Below are 18135 nucleotides of genomic sequence, written 5' to 3'. Positions count from 1 at the left end.
AAAAACTCTTTTGCAGTCCCCTGGGATGCCTTCATAGGAGGGGTTGCAGTTCCAATAGATGCTATATATGCCTTATTCATTCTCATGCATCAATCCCTATTAACCTAAGAAAGCGGCGTATTATTGGAGTATATCTCCATAGAGGTGGTCTGACCCTAAGAAGATAAAGGAGCCAGTGTATTCTGGGTAAAAGATTTGATCCAATAGAATCAGAATTAATTATATTCATGTGAGAGGTCATAAGTCTTCTTATTTCTGATACCATCCATGAAAGGTCAACCTTAGAGGAGATATAAAAAACAGGCTCGAGCATCTTGTCCTTTGGAATATTCAATATCCCTTCTTTTCTTGCTATATCTTCCAGTTCTGTCCCTGGATAAATCCTAACACCTATATTAAAGAAGGCGATATCCTCTGGTCTTAGATTATTCTTTACAAATCTTATTGTCTCCTTTACTGTATCTACTGTCTCTCCTGGACCTCCGAGCATAAATATCAAGAGACATGGAAGTCTATGCCTCTTAATGCATTCCAGAGCCCTGTGAATGTCATCAACTGTAAAACCCTTTTTAAGTGATGAAAGAACAATGTCTGATGCGCTTTCTACAGTAATGCCAATTCCTGAAAAACCCGAAGCCTCCATTACACTCAGAAGCTCATCATCTATAAATAATGGATTTAGCTCAAGGCTCTGAAAAGAGGCATTGATTCTTCTCCTTGCAATTTCTTCACATATCTTCATGGCATGCTCATAAGGTGAATTAAAAACGTTGTCAACAAACTCAAAATGCTTTATACCACATGAAGAAACTCTTCTTATTTCTTCAACTATATATTCAGGATCTGAAAGCCTGTAATTTTTTCCTTCAGCCACAGCATAGGTGCAATAGATGCATCTATAAGGACATCCCCTCTTTGTCTGCACCGGAATTGTAGCAAAGAAAGATTTATATGGTTTGATGTTTATCCATTTGCTGAAATCCGGTAATGTTGGAGAGAATTCTTTCTGAGTAGAGTTAAGAGGATTCTTTTTAAAGATATTATCCTCAATCCATGCTATTCCTGAAATATCACTTAAATCCTTTCTTTTTGAAAGTCCATCGAGAATCTGAGGAAAGACAACCTCTCCATCTCCGAGAACAGCAATTGATGCACCTGTAAATCTTAAAAGCTCCTCTGGCATAACACCTACCGCTGGGCCTCCAATGACAGTGGGGGAGTCTGTATTATTTTTAAGAATGTCAAAGACTGGGCTCAGTTCCTTAAAAAAGGCAACTGGTTTTTGTATATCATTGTTGTCAATATTTCTTATGGAAAGGCCTATTACATCGGGATTCAGTCTTTTTAATTCATTTTTAATAGCCTCAAGGGGTCTTTTTTCAAACATCAGGTCAAGGACACTTACCCTGTAACCTGCTCTTTCTGCTGCCTCTGCTACAATACAGGCACCATAAGGCATTACTGGAAAAGGAAACCTGTTTCTGTTTGTGCTAATAATGAGGACATCCTTCATAGAAGTATCCCAAGTCCAAAAAAGGCCTGAATGACATAAAGGAACAAAATCAGTATACCGAGCCTGAAATGGAGCTCCCTCCATAAAGAGGCATCAGCCTTTATCTTTCTTGATATGAAAAAGGTCGTTATAACAGAAAGGATTATAAAAAGCCCTGTTATGAAATGAAGTGGATATTTAAAGATAAAACCATAGTCAACAAAGACAAGTGTAATACCTGCAAAAAATCCCATTATACTCTCAACAGTTAGAATTGGTCCAAGTATTCTATGCCTTTTAATTATAATCTCAGGAAAATTACTGGATTTTCTTTCTCTTCTAATTTTTAAACCTAAAATACCCTGATAAATGAACTGAACTATCACAATTGAATTATAAAGACCATGAAGGAGCTTTAAATAGGCTATTGTCTCTTTGCTAAACATATTTATTCTACAACCTCAAGAATACCCTCCATCCCCCTTTCTCTATGACTTTTGAAAAATAGGAATCTCTTACTGCAATATATGGAATATTTTCCTGCCTTTGTAGGAGTAAATCTTACAACCTTTGGCTCAGTATCTAAGTCCACTTTAAAATCAATCCCTGCCTCAGGGGCATTTATAACAATATCATGAGGGGTTATGCCTGGCTCTTTTTTAACTTTAAGTTCTACAGGTACATTCACCTTAACAATAATATAATCTGGTTTAAAATAATAACTTCCACCAATGATCTCTACCCTCTGAATACCATCTGCATCAATGTCTGCCCTGTAAATCACCCTTTCCTGTGCATATGAGATATTGATAGATAAAAAAAGGATTATTAAAGCCATAAATCTCATCTTTCCCTCCTAAGCTGTCTTTCTTATAAGACTTATAATCTCCCTTAAAAAGGCAGGTAAATCAGAGGGCTGTCTTGATGTTATGAGATTTCCATCAACAACGACCTCTTTATCCTCATATATAGCTCCGGCATCTTTCATCTCCTTTGAAACAGATTTATAGCATGTTGCATGTCTTCCCTTTAAAAGTCCTGCTGATATAAGTGTCTGAGGACCGTGACATATAGCAGCAACAGGTTTATTCTTTTCAAAGAAATGCCTTGCAATATCAAGGGCTTCCTTCTCTTTTCTTATAGCCTCTGGTGCCTTACCACCAGGAAGAATAAGGATATCATAATCCTCAGGTTTAACATCCTTAAGTGTTTTGTTAACCTCAATTTCATAGCCGTGCTTGCCCTTTATCTTGCCCTTTTTCATTGATGCAATGTCAACCTCTATACCTTCTTCTTTAAGCCTGTAATAAGGGACGAGGAGCTCGGTATCCTCAAAATTATCTGCACTTATTATGAGAGCCTTCATAATATACCCTCACATACCAGCAAATTTTTTAAAAGAAATAGAGCTTGAATCATCTCTTCTTTTTCATTGCCTTTCCACAGCATATAATCTCGTGTGCCTCCATACATCCGCATATCTCATCAACCGCTACTACAAGACCACAAGTTGTGCATTCATACCTCTCACCTTTCTTTACATTGGATGTCTTCTTAGCAACTTTCTTTTTTGCTGTCTTTGTTGGCATAAAAATTCCTCCTCCTTTTAATACTAATATCAATACTTATTTACCTTTTCCAAAATTTGTTGAGAGATATTCAACGATTATTTTTCTCTCTTCGGTCGTCTCAACAGGAGCTCCCCACCTCATCATCCTTTCAACAATATCATTCCATTCATCTCTATTCAATCTCTGGCTTATCACAATTTCCAGATTGTGGCATATACTACATTTTGTCTGAACTATTTCTTTCCCTTCTCCCTCGGGTAACCGAACATCCTGCGCTCCAACCAGATGGACCATTATAAATATGATTATGACAGTGAATAAAATTCTATTCCACATGAACACCCACTTTATCTATCACATTATAGAGATAACCATCCTGATTCCAGTACTGATATAATGGCTGTGTTCTACCATTTGTGTCAGTAGCTTTACTCATTAGTACATAATAACCTCGCTGCTTCGGTCTCCATTTGTACTCCCAGAGACTCCAGACGAATTTTCCACCATCTTTTATTATCTTTGCTTCCTGCCAGATTTTACCTAAGTCTGTAGATATCTCAACCTTCTTTATCTTTGCCTCTCCTGTCCAAGCATAACCCTTTATTGAAATCTCCTCACCAGAGACCCTTGCATTATCAGATGGACTGGTTATTATGGACTTCACATCAAGCTCTGTAAGGACAAACATGTCCTTTGGTTGAACCTTTGTGCCAGGAGCTACAGGATTTTTTGGATGGCGATATTTATCTACCATGTAAAATCCTTCAAACTCCTTCTCAGAAACAGTTATATTTATTAGCCATTTTACAGATGCAGAACCACCCCATCCTGGAACAAGTACCCTCAAGGGATAACCGTGATACACTGGAAGAGGTTCTCCGTTCATCTCATAAACAAGTAATGTCTCCGGGCTCATGGCCTTCTCTATTGGAATGCTCCTTCTAAAATCAGGTGCAGCTGGAGTAAAGGGTTCATCAGCTCCGTCGAAGATTACATGCCTGGATTTATCTGTTAAACCAGCTTTTTCAAGAACGTCTTTGAGCCTTATACCTTTCCAAACAGCGGTACCTATGCCACCTTTTTTCCACTGATTACCTGCTGGCTTTGGCTCAAAAAATGATCTGCCATTACCAAAACATTCAAGGGTTATAACTGCCTCAACCGCCTTGAATTTCTTTATATCAGCCATAGAGAGTCTCAGCGGATTCTTTACCTCTCCATCGATTGTAAGATTCCAGACATTTACATCTATCTCGGGCATACCTATGTTATTTCTTACAAAAAACATATCAGTCCTTGTTATAAAATCTTCAAAACCCTCAGGAGGCATTTCCAATACTATAGGCCTGGAGGAAAGTACAATCATTTTTTCCTTTCCTGGAAAAAGAGGCTGTTCAGGAGGTTTTTCTGTTACTTGGGCTATTGTCTTATTTGAAAGAATACCACCACTTAACATTAAGGCAGCACCCATCTGTCCTACCCTTTCTAGAAAGGCTCGTCTTGTTAAACCTTTAGATCTCATAACACACCTCCGATATATGAGTATTTTTCTAAATATTAGAGATGGTTTTTTTAACAATTTCTATGGCCTTGTCATAATCAGGTTGATTCGTTATCTCAGGAACAATCTCAATGTATATTATTCTGTCATTTTTATCAATAACAAAGATTGAACGGGCAAGCAGCCTCAACTCCTTTATAAGCACACCATAGGCATTACCAAAGGATGCATCTCTGTGGTCAGAATAGGCCTTTACTTTATCAATACCTGCTGTTGTGCAGAACCTCGATATAGCAAACGGCAAGTCCATGCTTATGTTTAAAACCACAACATCCTCAGGCAGTCTTGCTGCTTCTTCATTAAATCTCCTTGCCTGCATATCACAGACAGGTGTATCAAGGGATGGAGTCACACTTATTATCTTAATCTTACCCGCAAAATCACTTAATCGTACCTCTTTGAGATCCTTATCCAGTACACTAAAATCTGGTGCTTTATCTCCTACATTAAGCACTGGACCAATTAATGTAAGAGGATTGCCGTGAATTGTCACTAATCCTGAGCGCTCCATGATACCTCCTAAAATTTGGGAAAAGTCTAACAGATTTTTTAAAATACAAATTCAATTATTCTAAAAGTTTAATGAAATCTATGCCTTTCAAGAAATCTTTTCTTCATTAGAAAAGGATTAACCTCAATCCTGACAACCACCTTGTCTCCTTTTATCCTGTAATCCACATCAAGGACATCATCTGTCATAAAGGCTGAAGAAAAATAGAGTGGCCTCAATTCGTATCCTATTAAATTACCCTCATTGTCAAAGATCTTGCTCAACTGTGATCTCTTAAACAAGATGTGGCGTCTAACAAAGTCTTCTGCCCTTTTAAGAGCTTCATCTCCGGAAAGTCCCTTAATTATTTGATAATCAAATTCAGGGGCAAATATTTCGAATGTATATTTATCTGACTCTATATCAAAGATCACTATATTTTCTATATCTCCTCCAAATCTATTTCCATGCAATAAAAGAGTGTATGTACCAAAGATCTTTCCTTCCCTGACCTCTTCTGTCTTCAATCCAGTTGTTATAGCAATAGAACAACCTGCAATTAATGAAACTATAATAAAAAAAGTAGAATAGATTTTGACCAAAGATTGCATAAAAAAATATTCTCTGATAAAATTTTTTCAATATTTCTTAAACTCCAAATGCCGATGTCTTCTGGCTCTGCCCAAAATTGACACTTTGCAAACTTTCCCGAAGTCCCTTAGTCCTTCAGATCTGTAACTTATCTTTTACCTAAATAACTTATTCTATAAATTTTGAAAATATGTAATCACTATCCTTTGCAGCAGTGTGACAGTCATAGCACTCCTTTTTTACATCCTTTTCAAGATACTTTCCATCAGGGTCAAAGGCTGCATATCTCCAACCTCCGGTTTCAGTAGCTCTTTTATCTTTTTTCATATAGACATAAAAGAGTTTCTTTCCTTGGTTTATTGAGCCATCCCTTTCTGTTACCACATCATAAAATACTCCAATGAAAATTGTTCCTTCAGGATACATTCCACCTTTCTTAAGGGTCTCAAGACCTTTCTTATTCACATAGATATGGTGGAATCCATATAATCCATGGTTCTTATCAGGAATCACCATTGATTTTACATGGATGAAATTCCTCCATTCTTTAGGTAGTGAAATACCCTTGTTCATCTTTGCAAAAGATACTGATAAAGAAAGGACTAAAAGTATCAATAGAAAAATAGCAATCTTCTTCATATTTCTCCTCCTTTCCTATTTACATATACGTAACAAACTCAGGCTCAATATAAGCCTTCAGGATATCGCATCTCGCTACAATCCCGACGAGTCTTCCCTCCTCGGTTACTGGCAGTCTTATTATATTTCTGTCGAGCATGATATTCAGTATCTCTGTTACAGGAGTATTGACATCAACTGTCACAACATCCTTTGTCATAATGTCCTCAGCTGTAAGTTTGGCTAATTCTTTTCCTTCACATATATTTCCAAGAAGGTCGAATTCTGTAACCATTCCTATAACCCTACCTTTTTCATCGGTAACAGGCATACCACTGAATAATCCTGAGAGAAGTTGTAAAGCAATGTCTCTTGCTGAGGCATTTTTTCTTGCCGAAATGACAGGTCTTGTCATTACGTCCTTTGCTTTAAGATTCTCCATAAGCACCTCCTATACCCTTTTTTGAAACTCATGCTCCTTCCAGAATCCTTTCTCTGCAAGGGCATTGATTATGCTCTTTCTGGGTATAATTCCGACGAGTCTTCCATTCTCCACTACAGGTAGAACGGAAATATTTCTGTTGATAAAAAGATCAACTATGTCCTCAATCGCTGTATTTGGAGTAACTGTAACAGGTCTGTCACAAACTCCGTGCTCAGCATGCCCGCAGGTCATCAGGCTTTCAGCACTGAACTCATGTATGGTCCTCCCCTCCTTTAAGGCTGTAAAGACATCATAATCTGATACAATACCTATAACCCGAAGGTCGTCATCCACAACTGGAAGACCGGGATAGGGAGACATAAGCCTTTCAACAACTTCATGTCCAGGTGTTTTTGCATGCAAACTTATTCTTGGATGCATTATGTCTCTTGCTAATATACAGGACATGTTACACCTCCTTTTATTCATTCTTCTTTTTTATATGAGACCGCTCTATATCAGAAGGCGGTCGTTCAATATACCCATAAGACCTTGCACTTACAGATGTTGGTATTGACGCCCTCTTTAAATCATCAAACTGTATTAGAAGACCATGATGCTTAGCTTCATCGGCGATTAGATAGGAAAGCAGAAATCTGGTTATGAAAAGTTCAGAGCCTCTGTAAGCATCTTCTGCAAGACGGAGGGATTCTGCCTCTGCTTCCATATGGGTATTTAAAATATCGGAAAGGGTATTAAGTTCATCAGGGCTAATATGGATAGCCTCTTTTGTAATGTTATCAATAATCATCTGCTGAATAGCCTTATGTTTTTCAGAATCATACTTTATCAATTCCATAATCGTCCTGATAAAGGAATTATCAGTCTTCTTAATAATATCTTCTGCAATTGCTATAGTCTTATCTTCAAGGGTCTGCCATCTTTTTATCAAGTCAAGAAAATCATCTGATTTTTCTACAGGTTTCTTCATCAATCTATGACCTCCTTTCTTCTGCTTCTTTCTTCAAAATTTTTAATAAACTGCTCTATCTGGATACCGAGGTAAACACACTTAATCCCATTCATGCAATCATCTGCATCCTTTTTTTCAAGATGGGTTGTGAGTTCCTGGCCGTTCTTCTTAAAATGAAGAATGTAGGCATTCTTCCCCTCATCAAAAGTAAGACCAACAGATATATCATGTTTCTGAATCTCAGGATACATCTCCATTATCTTTTCTTTTAAAGCAACAAGTGTATAACCCATGATAAACCTCCTTTAATAAGAATTATATCTGACGAATTCAGTGTAATCTCTTCTCCATGCCCTTGGAAGAAGGGTTATACCTTCTCTGAGATAGCCAACTGCAATGAGCATAGGGATAATCTTATCTTCAGGTATATTAAATTCCCTTTTTACACAATCCTCATCAAATCCATCCATTGGATGGGTATCAAATCCAAGCCCCTTTGCAGCAAGCATTAATGTCATTGCAAATAGTGAGGCATTTTTAACAGCAAAGAGCTTCCTTTTCAAACTTGCAGGTTCACCATAGAGCTTTGATGCCATATCTTTATACACACCTCTCATTTCCTGCCTCATATAGCCAAGTTGCTGCCAGCTATTGAGAACCCTTTCAATATTTTCTTCCACTGAAGCTGGATCAGCAATTATGATCAGGACAGCGGAGGCTTCTTCTACCTTTGGCTGGTCAAAGGCACACTTTCTAAGGATTTTCTTCTTTTCAGGATCAGTAACTATTATTACCTTCCAGGGCTGGAGATTAAAGGAAGAAGGCGCAAGATTTGAAATTTCAATAAGCTCTTTTAATCCATCTTCTGGGATTTTTTTAGAAGGGTCAAAAAAGTTTATTGATCTTCTAGTCCGTATAGCACCTATTACATCCATCTACCCTCCCCCTGATGGTATATTGATACTACATTTATATCAGAAAATATAAGACCTGTCAAGTATTATTTATGTCCGGAATTCTGCATATAAATCTATTATTGCCTGCCATTAAAAGAGGTCTTACAAAAATACAGAAGAACAGATATTTTAACTATTTTAATACCCCAGTTACGCTAATCGCACTAAACTCTCGCACCCAGGAACGCCTGTAACTTTAGAGATAATCTGTAATCAAGAGACCTTCTTATTTCTGAGCATGACATGGTAAACTATAACATATATTTAATGTATTTTTATCTCTTGAGATCTTTTGATAAAATTTTTAGAAAATTAAGGAGTAAATATGGATGAATTTCAAACAGGGGAGTTAAAACTCACTGTTTTAGAACCAAAAAAAAGGGTTGGTCTCATTTTGGTCATAACAGGATACGGAAAGGGAAAAACCACATCAGCCCTCGGGATAGCATTGAGAGCTGTAGGTCATAATATGAAGGTCTGTATAATCCATTTTATGAAAGGTGATATGTACTCAGGAGAAATAGACGGTGTAAAAAGACTTTATCCCAATGTGGAACTCCACCTTACTGGAAAGGGCTTTTGTGGTCTTTACGGTAACCCCTATCCTTTTGAGGAACACAGGGCAAATGCCCAGAATGCCATTAACCTTGCTATGGAGAAGATGAAGTCAGGAAATTATGACATATTAATACTTGATGAGATAAATAATGCTTTAAAATTAAAACTTGTCGACCTTGAACAGGTCTTAGAACTTCTGGATAAGAAACCACCTCTCATGCATCTTGTACTTACTGGTAGAGATGCCCATCCCGAGGTCATCAAAAGGGCTCATACCGTTACCGAGATGAAGGAGATAAAACATGCCTACCGTCAGGGGATTGAACCACAAAAAGGGATTGATTATTGATAAGCAGATTTTTTTGAAGATTGGCCATCGCGGAGCATGTGCATATGAAATTGAAAATACTATAGAAAGTTTTAGGAAGGCAATAGAGCTCGGTGCTAATGCTATAGAATTTGATGTACGGATGACCAAGGACAAAAAACTTGTCCTTAGTCACGATGACAGTTTAAAAAGGGTCTATGGTATTGATCAAAAAATAGCCGAGACAACTTTAAAAGAATTAAAAAATCTTACAAAGGGTAAGATATGCACCTTAAAGGAGGCACTGGATTTTATTGACGATAAAGTTAACAAAATACTTATAGAGTTGAAAGAAAAAGGCTGCGAATCTCAGGTCATTAAAGAAATTACTAAACATAAACTGATTGAAAGGACCATTATTATATCTTTCAGTGAAGAAATTCTTTCAAAAGTCAGAGAGATAAATCAGAAGATTGAAACGGGTCTAATCTATGCAAGGCATAAAAATCCAATAAGCTCAGCGCTATCCTTGAAGGCTCAATATCTACTTCCTCTTTATAGATTTATACATACTAAAAATGTTGAAGATGCCCATAAGAAAAATCTGAAGCTCATTGTATGGACTATCAATACAAAAGAAGAAGCAGAGAAATATATCTCAAAAGGTGTTGATGGCATAGCCACTGACAGGCTGGAAATTCTGAAGGGAATCACTTAATTAAATCAATGTAAATGAGATGGTCGAAAAAAGTCATTAAATACCATGAAAGGACCACAGAATAAGGAAGTCATATCCCAAGACCTCCGCGATACAAGAACTTTCTCCTTAAGATCTCTTCCATCTGCTTTTTTACCACGCCGGCAATATAATCCCTTAAAATCCTATGAGAGGTTATAATATCTTCTTTGAGGACGACGGCGCATGTTTCCGACATAGCTCCAATGGCCAATTCAGTCTGACCCGGAAATCCTATCTTCCTAACAATGATTATATCGAGTTTACGGCCTAATACCTTTGCTATCTCATAACCAGTAAATACACCCCCCAAGCAGAAGTGCGAATACTATAACATCTTTTCTATATTTATAATGAAGCAGCTTTGATGGAGTTTTACGGCAGCATCCCGTCTGTCCTTAAAGAGCATAATTCATCCTTTTGATTGAATAAATCCTGTTTAGGTTAAAATTAGAGTCTCGTCCTAAGTCTTTACTCTCGCAATAGACCTTGCTTATCTAAGGATATCTGCCAGACATAAGAGGTAGGTCTGGAGATATATGAAAAATTAAGGTTTTTATAGGACAATTGAGATATTCCGGGAGTTTCATAGTATACTGCCTCTTTAAACCGGTTTAAGGGATAAAGAAGTATCTGATCCTATTCTCTCCCTATTATCAAATCTCCTACATAAATATTTTTAATCATCCGATGAATCTTTTATAAAACATTGGGTGTCTTCTGCGAGGAAACTGCTTTTTCCTCCATTTTCTGAATTTGCATAGGCTATTGCCCTGCAACCACGACAACTTGCCCATCTCTTACAAGAACGACATTTCCCTTTATATTTTGTTCTATCCCTTAATGATCCAAGGACTCTTGAGGTTGCCCAGACATTTCGGAACGAATCTTTTTTTATATTACCTATAGGAATCAGTAATCTCCTGCAAGGGGTCATCGTTCCATCAGGTAGAATCGTGATACCTGAAATTCCTGCAGCACAACCACCTAAGGGAATATCCCCTTCGTCTACCGAAACAGACTTGTTAAGCTGCAAGGCGAGAGGATCTCCTGTTACGATTTTAAGGTTATCTATTTTTGAAAATAAGATATCTTTATATATTCTTCTTAAGTCCTCTGAACCTAACACTTTATCGGCCATGCCACGCCCTCTTCCTGATGCCACAAGCCTTGAAAATCCAAGTCTCTGAATGCCCATTTGACTGGCGAGTCTTATTAGGTTAGAGATATGCTCAGCATTGACAGAAGAAAGGGTTACATTTAAAGTGACCTCAAGCCCTGCCTCGAGCAAATTCTTAATTCCATCCATTGACTTAAAAAAGCTGCCTTTTCCCCTGATAAAATCATGAATATGTTCAGGCCCTTCTATACTTACCTGAACACCTTTTACTCCTAAGTTATAAAGATTGTGAGCAGCGTCTCTATCTATAAGAGTTCCGTTTGTTAATATATATATATCGAATCCGTGACGGCTCATTAAATATGCAATATGATATAAATCGCGCCTAAGAAACGGCTCGCCTCCTGTTATATTAACGCTAGGAGAAATTTTGATACCATAAGTTTCTTGCCAGCTAATCAAGGTATCTGATATTTCTTCTGTTGCTTTCTCTATCTGCTTAAATGTCATTTCCCCCTTTCCGTTACCAGTCTGGTAGCAGTGTCTACACCTCAGGTTGCACCGTTCTGTGAGATGCCACTGAATGAAGAAATCAAAGCCGTTGCTCACTGACATATCATTACCCCAAAACCTTTAGGTTGAATAATGATACAGATATGGCAAAAATTTTTTGCCATATCTGTATGTGTTTAGTTGCTGCACCAGCAACATCAACTTCTTCAGCTTTTTCATTTGTGGCACACCTTGCCAGGATTTTCCTGTGCTATCTTTTTAAGATTTTTCCAGAATTCAGTCTCCTTAGCAAGGGCCTTTTTACTTAATGGCTTTTTCATCTGTCTCACCTCCTTTCAGCATAAGAGTAAAGATCATCATATTACTTATTATTCTTTTTCCGAAAGCTTTTTATAAAGATTGTACGCCTTATCTTCCATTTCCATAGCCACAGATATTGCTCCTATATCATTTGTAAAAATATATTGGTCAATTTTCGATGAAAGTTCTTTTAAAGGGATTCCTGATTCGGCGTCGAGTACATATTTTCTTTCTCTGAATTTCTCGAACCCAAATATCAAAGTCATTGGTAAAGGATTGATAGAGAAACTGAATATATTGCATGTGCTTTTCTTCCCATTCAGAAAGGTAAAGGAACATCTCCCTAGCACCAGTATTAAGTACATTACTAGCGGCATATATGTAAAACTCCTTAGTCCCTTTTTCCATGAGATAAGCTTCCATAAGCGACTGGATTAAATCTTCTTTTCCTGTAATCACATTATAACTCTAAATATTTTTAGAATCAATGCCAATAAAAAGATATAATAAAATCAAAGGATTCTAAAAATAGACCTGTAAAAGGTTTCACTTTGAGTGGTCTATTTTGAAGCAATTATAAAGATAAGACAAAAGGGAATTATTATATAGAGAAAACTTTTTTCTGAACCCACTGTTTCACTGAACTCATATAGGAGTATAATCTCTATCAATCCTTGCTTTGCCTGCCAAATCTCTCTAATTGATAGAGATCCCTTATATACAATTTTTAATTTTTCTTTAACTCTAGTCCATTTTTATTATAGAGTTCCTACAATTGTTTAAATTATTCATTAATCTATTAATTTATTAAACAATTAAAAACAAGAGATAACTTTATGGTATTTTATATTATGTCCAAAGAAGTATTTGATTGTATCATTGTAGGTGCTGGGCCAGGAGGGCTTCAGGCAGCAATATATCTTGGAAGGTATAATAGAAAAGTTCTAATTATTGATAGAGGCGGTGGCAGGACTCGTCACGCCAGACATATTGAAAATTTTTTGACCCAAAAATCGATATCCGGAAAGGAAATTATAGAGATAGGTATCGAGCAGGCTAAGAGTTTTAATGTGAGGATAGAAAATGCTACTGTCACAAAGGTCAGTAAAAATCAGCTCTTCGAGGTATATGTAGGCGAAAAAAAATATATATCTAAATTTGTAATAGTTTCATCAGGTGTATATGATAATCTTCCAAATATAGAAAATCTTCATAAATTCCTTGGAATCAGCCTGTTTACATGCATAGATTGTGATGGATATAAAACAACAAATAAGAAACTTGTAATCATAGGTAATTCAATAAAGACCGTTCATCTTGCCTTTGCGATGAAAGAGATGTTCACAAAGGATATTACCCTTATCCTTTACACTGATAAGGCTCCTTATGAGTATAAGATGGAACTTGAAAGGGAGAACATAGGATTAATAATAGGGCGTCCAGTAAGAATCATAGGAGATGAAAAGATGGAGGCCTTAGTATTACAGGATGGTCGCAGGATAGATTGTGAAGTTATTATGTGCCATTTTGGTTATAAACTGAATGACGAATTTCTTCATGGACTTAATTTAAAAAAAGATAAAGATGGCTTTAAATATATAGTAAATCATAATTATGAATCATCATTAAACGGTCTTTATATTGTTGGTCCTCTCAATCAGGGAAATGATCAGGTTGTTATCGCAGCAGGTGAGGGCGCTGTCGCTGCAATAGATATAAATAAAAGGCTGCTCGGAATATATTAAATAGCATTGAAAATTTATGCTATAATTAAAAAAGGAGGTTAAAAAATCGCTGTTTCAGGACATACAGCAGGCCTAAAAAAGAAAGAACTCCATCTTCTTGAGAGACTGTTAAGGAAAAAAACACAGCCTGAAAAAATAGTCTCTTATGAAATAGCAAGATATATTTCCGAGATATCCCATTCAACAGGCAGACAGGTCGGGATTCTGATCGATAGAGAGGGGCAGGTCACTCATGTAATTGTAGGAGATGCCAGAGGACTGGTGATTCCTTCTCTTGAAGAAGATTATCCCCTTGGAAGAAAACCTTTAAGAGAACTTAGACTCATTCACACCCATTTAAAGGAAGAACCCCTCACTCAGGATGACCTTACAGACCTCCTTCTTCTCAGACTTGATCTTGTTGTTGCCATAACTCTTACAGAAGGTTTACCAGAAAAGGTCTATTTCGCCCATCTCCTTCCCTTTGGTTCAAGGGAAAGATATGAATTAACAGGTCCTTTAAGCATTCATCAGCTTGACATGAATTTTCTGTCATTCATCGAAAATCTTGAAGAAGAGATGGACAGGGCAAGACTATTTGTACAGGATAAAAGAGACAGGGCAATACTGATCAGTGCCTCTACAAGGCCTAAATACGAGCTTGAAGAATCAATGGAGGAGTTGAAGGAGCTAGCAAAAAGCGCCGATGTCCTGGTACTTGATACCGTAATTCAGAGATTGAAAGAGATAAACCCTAAATACTTGATGGGAGAAGGTAAATTAAGGGAGGTTATTATAAATGCCCTTGACAAAGGTGCAACACTACTCATATTTGACCAGGACCTCACACCCTCTCAGATGAAAGAAATAAGCGAGCTTACAGAACTCAAGGTGATAGACCGTTCCCAGCTCATACTTGATATATTCGCCAGGAGAGCTCACTCAAGGGATGGCAAGATCCAGGTAGAACTTGCCCAGCTAAAATACAGGCTTCCGAGGCTTGTTGGAAAAGGTACAGCCATGTCAAGACTTACAGGTGGAATAGGTGGAAGAGGACCTGGTGAGATGAAACTCGAAATTGACAGAAGAAGGGTCAAGGAAAGGATTGGACTTCTTGAGAGAGAATTAAAGGTTCTCTCAGAGGCAAGAAAACAGAGAAAACACAGAAGGGTTGAAAGAGGAATACCCATTGTTTCCATAATAGGATATACAAATGCTGGTAAATCCACCCTTCTTAACAACCTCACAAACAGCAATGTATTTGTCGAAGAAAGGATGTTTGCCACACTTGATACATCCTCAAGAAGGCTCAGATTTCCAAAAGAAAGAGATGTAATAATAACCGATACAGTTGGATTCATAAGGGACCTTCCAAAGGACCTTGTTGCAGCCTTTAAATCCACTCTTGAGGAGCTTGAAGATGCAGACCTTCTCATTCATCTTGTTGACATATCCAATCCCAGATTTGAACAGCATATAGAATCGGTGGAAGAGATACTTAAGGAACTCGGTCTTTTCAATAAACCTAGACTCCTTGTCTTTAATAAGATTGACAGGGTAGATCCTGAAGAGGTGGACAATATATTAAAAAGATACGATGCCATCGGAATCTCTGCCATAAATAGGAAGACCTTTTCACCCCTTCTAAATGCCATCTACAACCATATCTGGAAAGAGGAGGAATCGGTCGAGCTGAAACTTAAAGAAGCTGAGGTCTTGTAAGACTTGTAAAATTACCCTGTTTCAGGGCATAATTTAACATTTTCTGGAGATTAAAATATGGAATTTGCACCCAAATGGATAGCCTGGGAGATTACAAGAAGATGCAACCTTAGATGCATCCACTGCCGCTCCTCCTCCGAGACAGAGGTTCAGGGTCATCTTGACTTTTCAACAGAAGAGGCATTCAGAATTATAGATGATATATCAAGCTATGCAAAACCAGTAGTTGTACTTAGCGGTGGTGAACCCCTTCTGAGGAGGGATGTTTTTGAAATAGCAAAATACGGTACCGAAAAAGGCCTTAGAATGTGCCTTGCCACAAATGGAACACTTGTTACAGATGAAGTGTGCGAAAAGATAAAAGATTCCGGAATTAAGATAGTATCACTCAGCCTTGATGGCTCAACAGAGACTGTACATGATGACTTTCGTGCTCAGAAAGGTGCTTTTCAGGGAACCATAAATGCTGCAAGACTCTTCAAAAAACACGGCATAGAATTTATTATCAATTCATCCTTCACAAAGCGAAATCAGGAAGAGATACCTAAGGTATATAAACTTGCTAAGGAACTGGGAGCAACTGCCTGGTATATGTTCATGATAGTACCCACTGGTCGTGGGGAAGAGATAATGAATGAGCTCATTTCAAAGGAAGACTATGAAGAGATACTTGACTGGCATTACCATATGGAAAAGGATGAAAAGGACATACTGGTGAGACCAACCTGTGCACCCCATTATTACAGAATAGTGCTACAGAAATCTAGGGAAGAGGGTATTAAATTTGAAAGACGTTCGCTCAAATTCTCCACAGGAGGCGCCAAAGGCTGCATCGCAGGACAGCTCATATGTCTTATAGATGTAGATGGAAATGTCCTTCCGTGCAGTTATTTTCCCATGCCAGCAGGTAATATCAGAAAACAAACCTTCAAGGAGATATGGGAAAACTCTGAGCTCTTCAAAAAACTCAGGGATTTTAAGTCATACAAAGGAAGATGTGGTTCCTGTGAATTTATATCTGTATGCGGTGGATGCCGTGCTAGGGCTTATTCAGTCTATGGAGATTATCTTGAAGAAGAACCTTTCTGCTCCTATATGCCAAAGAAACTTGAGGCTCTGAAAAAGGCAGGGATGAAATAGAAAACTGATTTGAGGAGGATCAGTGTACATGAACGATACCTTTTTAAAGGCCTGCAGGGGAGAAAAGACTGACTATACACCTGTATGGCTCATGAGACAGGCAGGAAGGTACCTTCCTGAATATCAGGAAATAAGGTCAAAATATGATTTTATGACCCTCTGTAAGACTCCTGAACTTGCAGCAGAAGTTACACTCCAGCCAGTAAGAAGATTAAATGTAGATGCAGCCATATTATTTTCTGATATACTCATACCCCTTGAGCCAATGGGAGTAAAGGTAGACTTTCCAGAAAAAGGTGGCCCTGTCCTTACACCATCCGAAGGGAATAAACTGAGAGAAATAAATCCTGAAAAGGACATCCCCTTTGTAATAGAGACAATAAAAATACTTCTTAAAGAACTGGATGTACCACTTATCGGTTTCTCCGGCGCTCCTTTTACCCTTCTGACCTATATCATTGAGCAGGGAAGTTCAAAAAATTTTCTAAAAACAAAAAGACTCATGTATGAAAACCTAAAGGAATATAACAGAATTATGGAGCTTCTGACAGACACAGTTACAAGATATCTTTCTTCACAGATAAAGGCCGGGGTCCAGGCAGTACAGCTCTTTGATACATGGGCAGGCATACTCACGCCGAGGGATTTCAAGGAATATGTCCTGCCTCATGTCAAAAGGGTTATATCATCCCTTAAGGGTAGCGTACCTGTAATCTACTTTGTCCTTAATGGTGGAACATTTCTTGAAACAATAAAGGAATCAGGTGCTGATGTTATAGGAGTTGACTGGAGGATAGACATAGGTATCGCTATAGACAGGCTCAAGGATGGAGTTGCCGTGCAGGGTAATCTTGATCCCTGTGAACTCTTTCTGCCAGAGGAAAAGCTATTTGAAAGAATAACAGATATAGTAAGAAAAGGAATGAGATCATCAATTAGAGGACATATATTCAATCTTGGGCATGGAATACTTCCAGAAACGCCTGTGGAGAAGGCTAAATTCCTTGTGGACAGTGTTCACGAGATATCATCTAGACTGAGACTAAAATAAACTCTGGAGCGGGCGACGGGATTTGAACCCGCGACCAAGAGCTTGGGAAGCTCCCACTCTACCCCTGAGCTACGCCCGCAGATATACCAATTTTATAAAATAAGTTAAACTTAAAAGTCAAGTTTATCAGAGACAAAGGTAATTACTACGTAGTCCTCTTATTCCGTATACATTATGCATACAGCCTGTCATTTTTCCTGCTGGGTAATATGAATATAATTTATCTCCTGCTTATATTACTGCATGGGGCTTGGTGCTCCAGGCGGTCTGGTACTTGTAGTCTAAGAT

At 37.8% G+C, this 18135-nt stretch carries 23 protein-coding genes and 1 tRNA gene; 6 read left to right on the top strand and 18 right to left on the bottom strand.

All coding sequences use genetic code 11. The annotated features are described in order from the left end of the window. Window positions 1–82: 82 nt before the first annotated feature. From N2257_07820 to N2257_07750, 15 genes are all read right to left on the bottom strand, one after another. Complete coding sequence (locus N2257_07820) at window positions 83–1513, bottom strand: radical SAM protein (GenBank protein ID MCX7794290.1); 1431 nt, start codon at window positions 1511–1513, stop codon at window positions 83–85. Further along, a complete protein-coding gene (locus N2257_07815; GenBank protein MCX7794289.1) occupies window positions 1510–1938 on the bottom strand; it encodes a DUF4079 domain-containing protein in 429 nt (142 codons plus the stop codon). The genes N2257_07820 and N2257_07815 overlap by 4 nt, the downstream gene beginning before the upstream one ends. Window positions 1939–1940: 2 nt before the next feature. After that, complete coding sequence (locus tag N2257_07810; protein ID MCX7794288.1) at window positions 1941–2339, bottom strand: hypothetical protein; 399 nt, start codon at window positions 2337–2339, stop codon at window positions 1941–1943. Between the two features lie 9 nt (window positions 2340–2348). Beyond that, window positions 2349–2858 (bottom strand): type 1 glutamine amidotransferase, encoded by a 510-nt coding sequence (locus tag N2257_07805; GenBank protein MCX7794287.1) that lies wholly within the window; start codon window positions 2856–2858, stop codon window positions 2349–2351. Between the two features lie 49 nt (window positions 2859–2907). Continuing rightward, window positions 2908–3081, bottom strand: a complete 174-nt coding sequence (locus N2257_07800) for a hypothetical protein (GenBank protein ID MCX7794286.1) — start codon at window positions 3079–3081, stop codon at window positions 2908–2910. A 36-nt stretch (window positions 3082–3117) separates the two neighbouring features. Beyond that, window positions 3118–3399, bottom strand: coding sequence for a hypothetical protein (locus N2257_07795; protein MCX7794285.1), 282 nt, complete (start codon window positions 3397–3399; stop codon window positions 3118–3120). After that, window positions 3389–4585, bottom strand: a complete 1197-nt coding sequence (locus N2257_07790) for a sulfite oxidase (GenBank protein MCX7794284.1) — start codon at window positions 4583–4585, stop codon at window positions 3389–3391. Before N2257_07790 ends, N2257_07795 begins: the two co-directional genes overlap by 11 nt. A 28-nt stretch (window positions 4586–4613) precedes the next feature. After that, window positions 4614–5135 (bottom strand): thiol peroxidase, encoded by a 522-nt coding sequence (gene tpx / locus N2257_07785; GenBank protein ID MCX7794283.1) that lies wholly within the window; start codon window positions 5133–5135, stop codon window positions 4614–4616. A 68-nt stretch (window positions 5136–5203) separates the two neighbouring features. After that, window positions 5204–5641, bottom strand: a complete 438-nt coding sequence (locus N2257_07780; GenBank protein MCX7794282.1) for a hypothetical protein — start codon at window positions 5639–5641, stop codon at window positions 5204–5206. 232 nt (window positions 5642–5873) lie between these two features. Next, window positions 5874–6344 (bottom strand): cytochrome P460 family protein, encoded by a 471-nt coding sequence (locus N2257_07775; GenBank protein MCX7794281.1) that lies wholly within the window; start codon window positions 6342–6344, stop codon window positions 5874–5876. 19 nt (window positions 6345–6363) lie between these two features. Continuing rightward, window positions 6364–6765 (bottom strand): CBS domain-containing protein, encoded by a 402-nt coding sequence (locus tag N2257_07770; GenBank protein ID MCX7794280.1) that lies wholly within the window; start codon window positions 6763–6765, stop codon window positions 6364–6366. 9 nt (window positions 6766–6774) lie between these two features. Next, a complete protein-coding gene (locus N2257_07765) occupies window positions 6775–7215 on the bottom strand; it encodes a CBS domain-containing protein (protein MCX7794279.1) in 441 nt (146 codons plus the stop codon). A 13-nt stretch (window positions 7216–7228) separates the two neighbouring features. Next, a complete protein-coding gene (locus tag N2257_07760; protein MCX7794278.1) occupies window positions 7229–7738 on the bottom strand; it encodes a hypothetical protein in 510 nt (169 codons plus the stop codon). Further along, complete coding sequence (locus N2257_07755; GenBank protein ID MCX7794277.1) at window positions 7738–8013, bottom strand: hypothetical protein; 276 nt, start codon at window positions 8011–8013, stop codon at window positions 7738–7740. Before N2257_07755 ends, N2257_07760 begins: the two co-directional genes overlap by 1 nt. Window positions 8014–8025: 12 nt before the next feature. Continuing rightward, entirely contained in the window at window positions 8026–8655 is a 630-nt protein-coding gene (locus N2257_07750; protein MCX7794276.1) for a nitroreductase family protein, read from the bottom strand. Window positions 8656–9001: 346 nt separating this feature from the next. Between N2257_07750 and N2257_07745 the strand changes: the two genes are divergently transcribed. Together N2257_07745 and N2257_07740 are read left to right on the top strand one after the other, a co-directional pair. Continuing rightward, window positions 9002–9583, top strand: a complete 582-nt coding sequence (locus N2257_07745; protein ID MCX7794275.1) for a cob(I)yrinic acid a,c-diamide adenosyltransferase — start codon at window positions 9002–9004, stop codon at window positions 9581–9583. Further along, window positions 9537–10259 (top strand): glycerophosphodiester phosphodiesterase, encoded by a 723-nt coding sequence (locus N2257_07740; protein MCX7794274.1) that lies wholly within the window; start codon window positions 9537–9539, stop codon window positions 10257–10259. Before N2257_07745 ends, N2257_07740 begins: the two co-directional genes overlap by 47 nt. Before the next feature lie 697 nt (window positions 10260–10956). Here N2257_07740 and N2257_07735 read toward each other — a convergent pair. Together N2257_07735 and N2257_07730 are read right to left on the bottom strand one after the other, a co-directional pair. Then, window positions 10957–12012, bottom strand: coding sequence for a radical SAM protein (locus N2257_07735; protein MCX7794273.1), 1056 nt, complete (start codon window positions 12010–12012; stop codon window positions 10957–10959). 366 nt (window positions 12013–12378) lie between these two features. Next, window positions 12379–12669 (bottom strand): hypothetical protein, encoded by a 291-nt coding sequence (locus N2257_07730; GenBank protein MCX7794272.1) that lies wholly within the window; start codon window positions 12667–12669, stop codon window positions 12379–12381. A gap of 392 nt (window positions 12670–13061) precedes the next feature. Here N2257_07730 and N2257_07725 point away from each other — a divergent pair, with 392 nt between their 5' ends. The 4 genes from N2257_07725 (at window position 13062) to hemE (ending at window position 17847) form a co-directional block, all read left to right on the top strand. After that, complete coding sequence (locus N2257_07725; protein ID MCX7794271.1) at window positions 13062–13955, top strand: NAD(P)/FAD-dependent oxidoreductase; 894 nt, start codon at window positions 13062–13064, stop codon at window positions 13953–13955. A 261-nt stretch (window positions 13956–14216) separates the two neighbouring features. Further along, window positions 14217–15656, top strand: coding sequence for a GTPase HflX (hflX, locus tag N2257_07720; protein MCX7794270.1), 1440 nt, complete (start codon window positions 14217–14219; stop codon window positions 15654–15656). 57 nt (window positions 15657–15713) lie between these two features. Next, window positions 15714–16796 carry a radical SAM protein gene (locus N2257_07715; GenBank protein ID MCX7794269.1) on the top strand — a complete coding sequence of 361 codons (1083 nt, stop codon included), beginning with the start codon at window positions 15714–15716 and terminating at the stop codon, window positions 16794–16796. A gap of 28 nt (window positions 16797–16824) precedes the next feature. Continuing rightward, window positions 16825–17847, top strand: a complete 1023-nt coding sequence (gene hemE, locus N2257_07710; protein MCX7794268.1) for a uroporphyrinogen decarboxylase — start codon at window positions 16825–16827, stop codon at window positions 17845–17847. Between the two features lie 4 nt (window positions 17848–17851). Here the strand turns inward: hemE and N2257_07705 are convergent. Further along, a tRNA-Gly gene (locus N2257_07705) sits at window positions 17852–17926 on the bottom strand. Window positions 17927–18135: the final 209 nt, after the last annotated feature.

Source organism: Thermodesulfovibrionales bacterium, from assembly GCA_026417875.1.
GTDB lineage: Bacteria > Nitrospirota > Thermodesulfovibrionia > Thermodesulfovibrionales > CALJEL01 > CALJEL01.
Note: the sequence above shows the minus strand (reverse complement) of the source record. Positions and strands in the feature narration are given on the sequence as shown.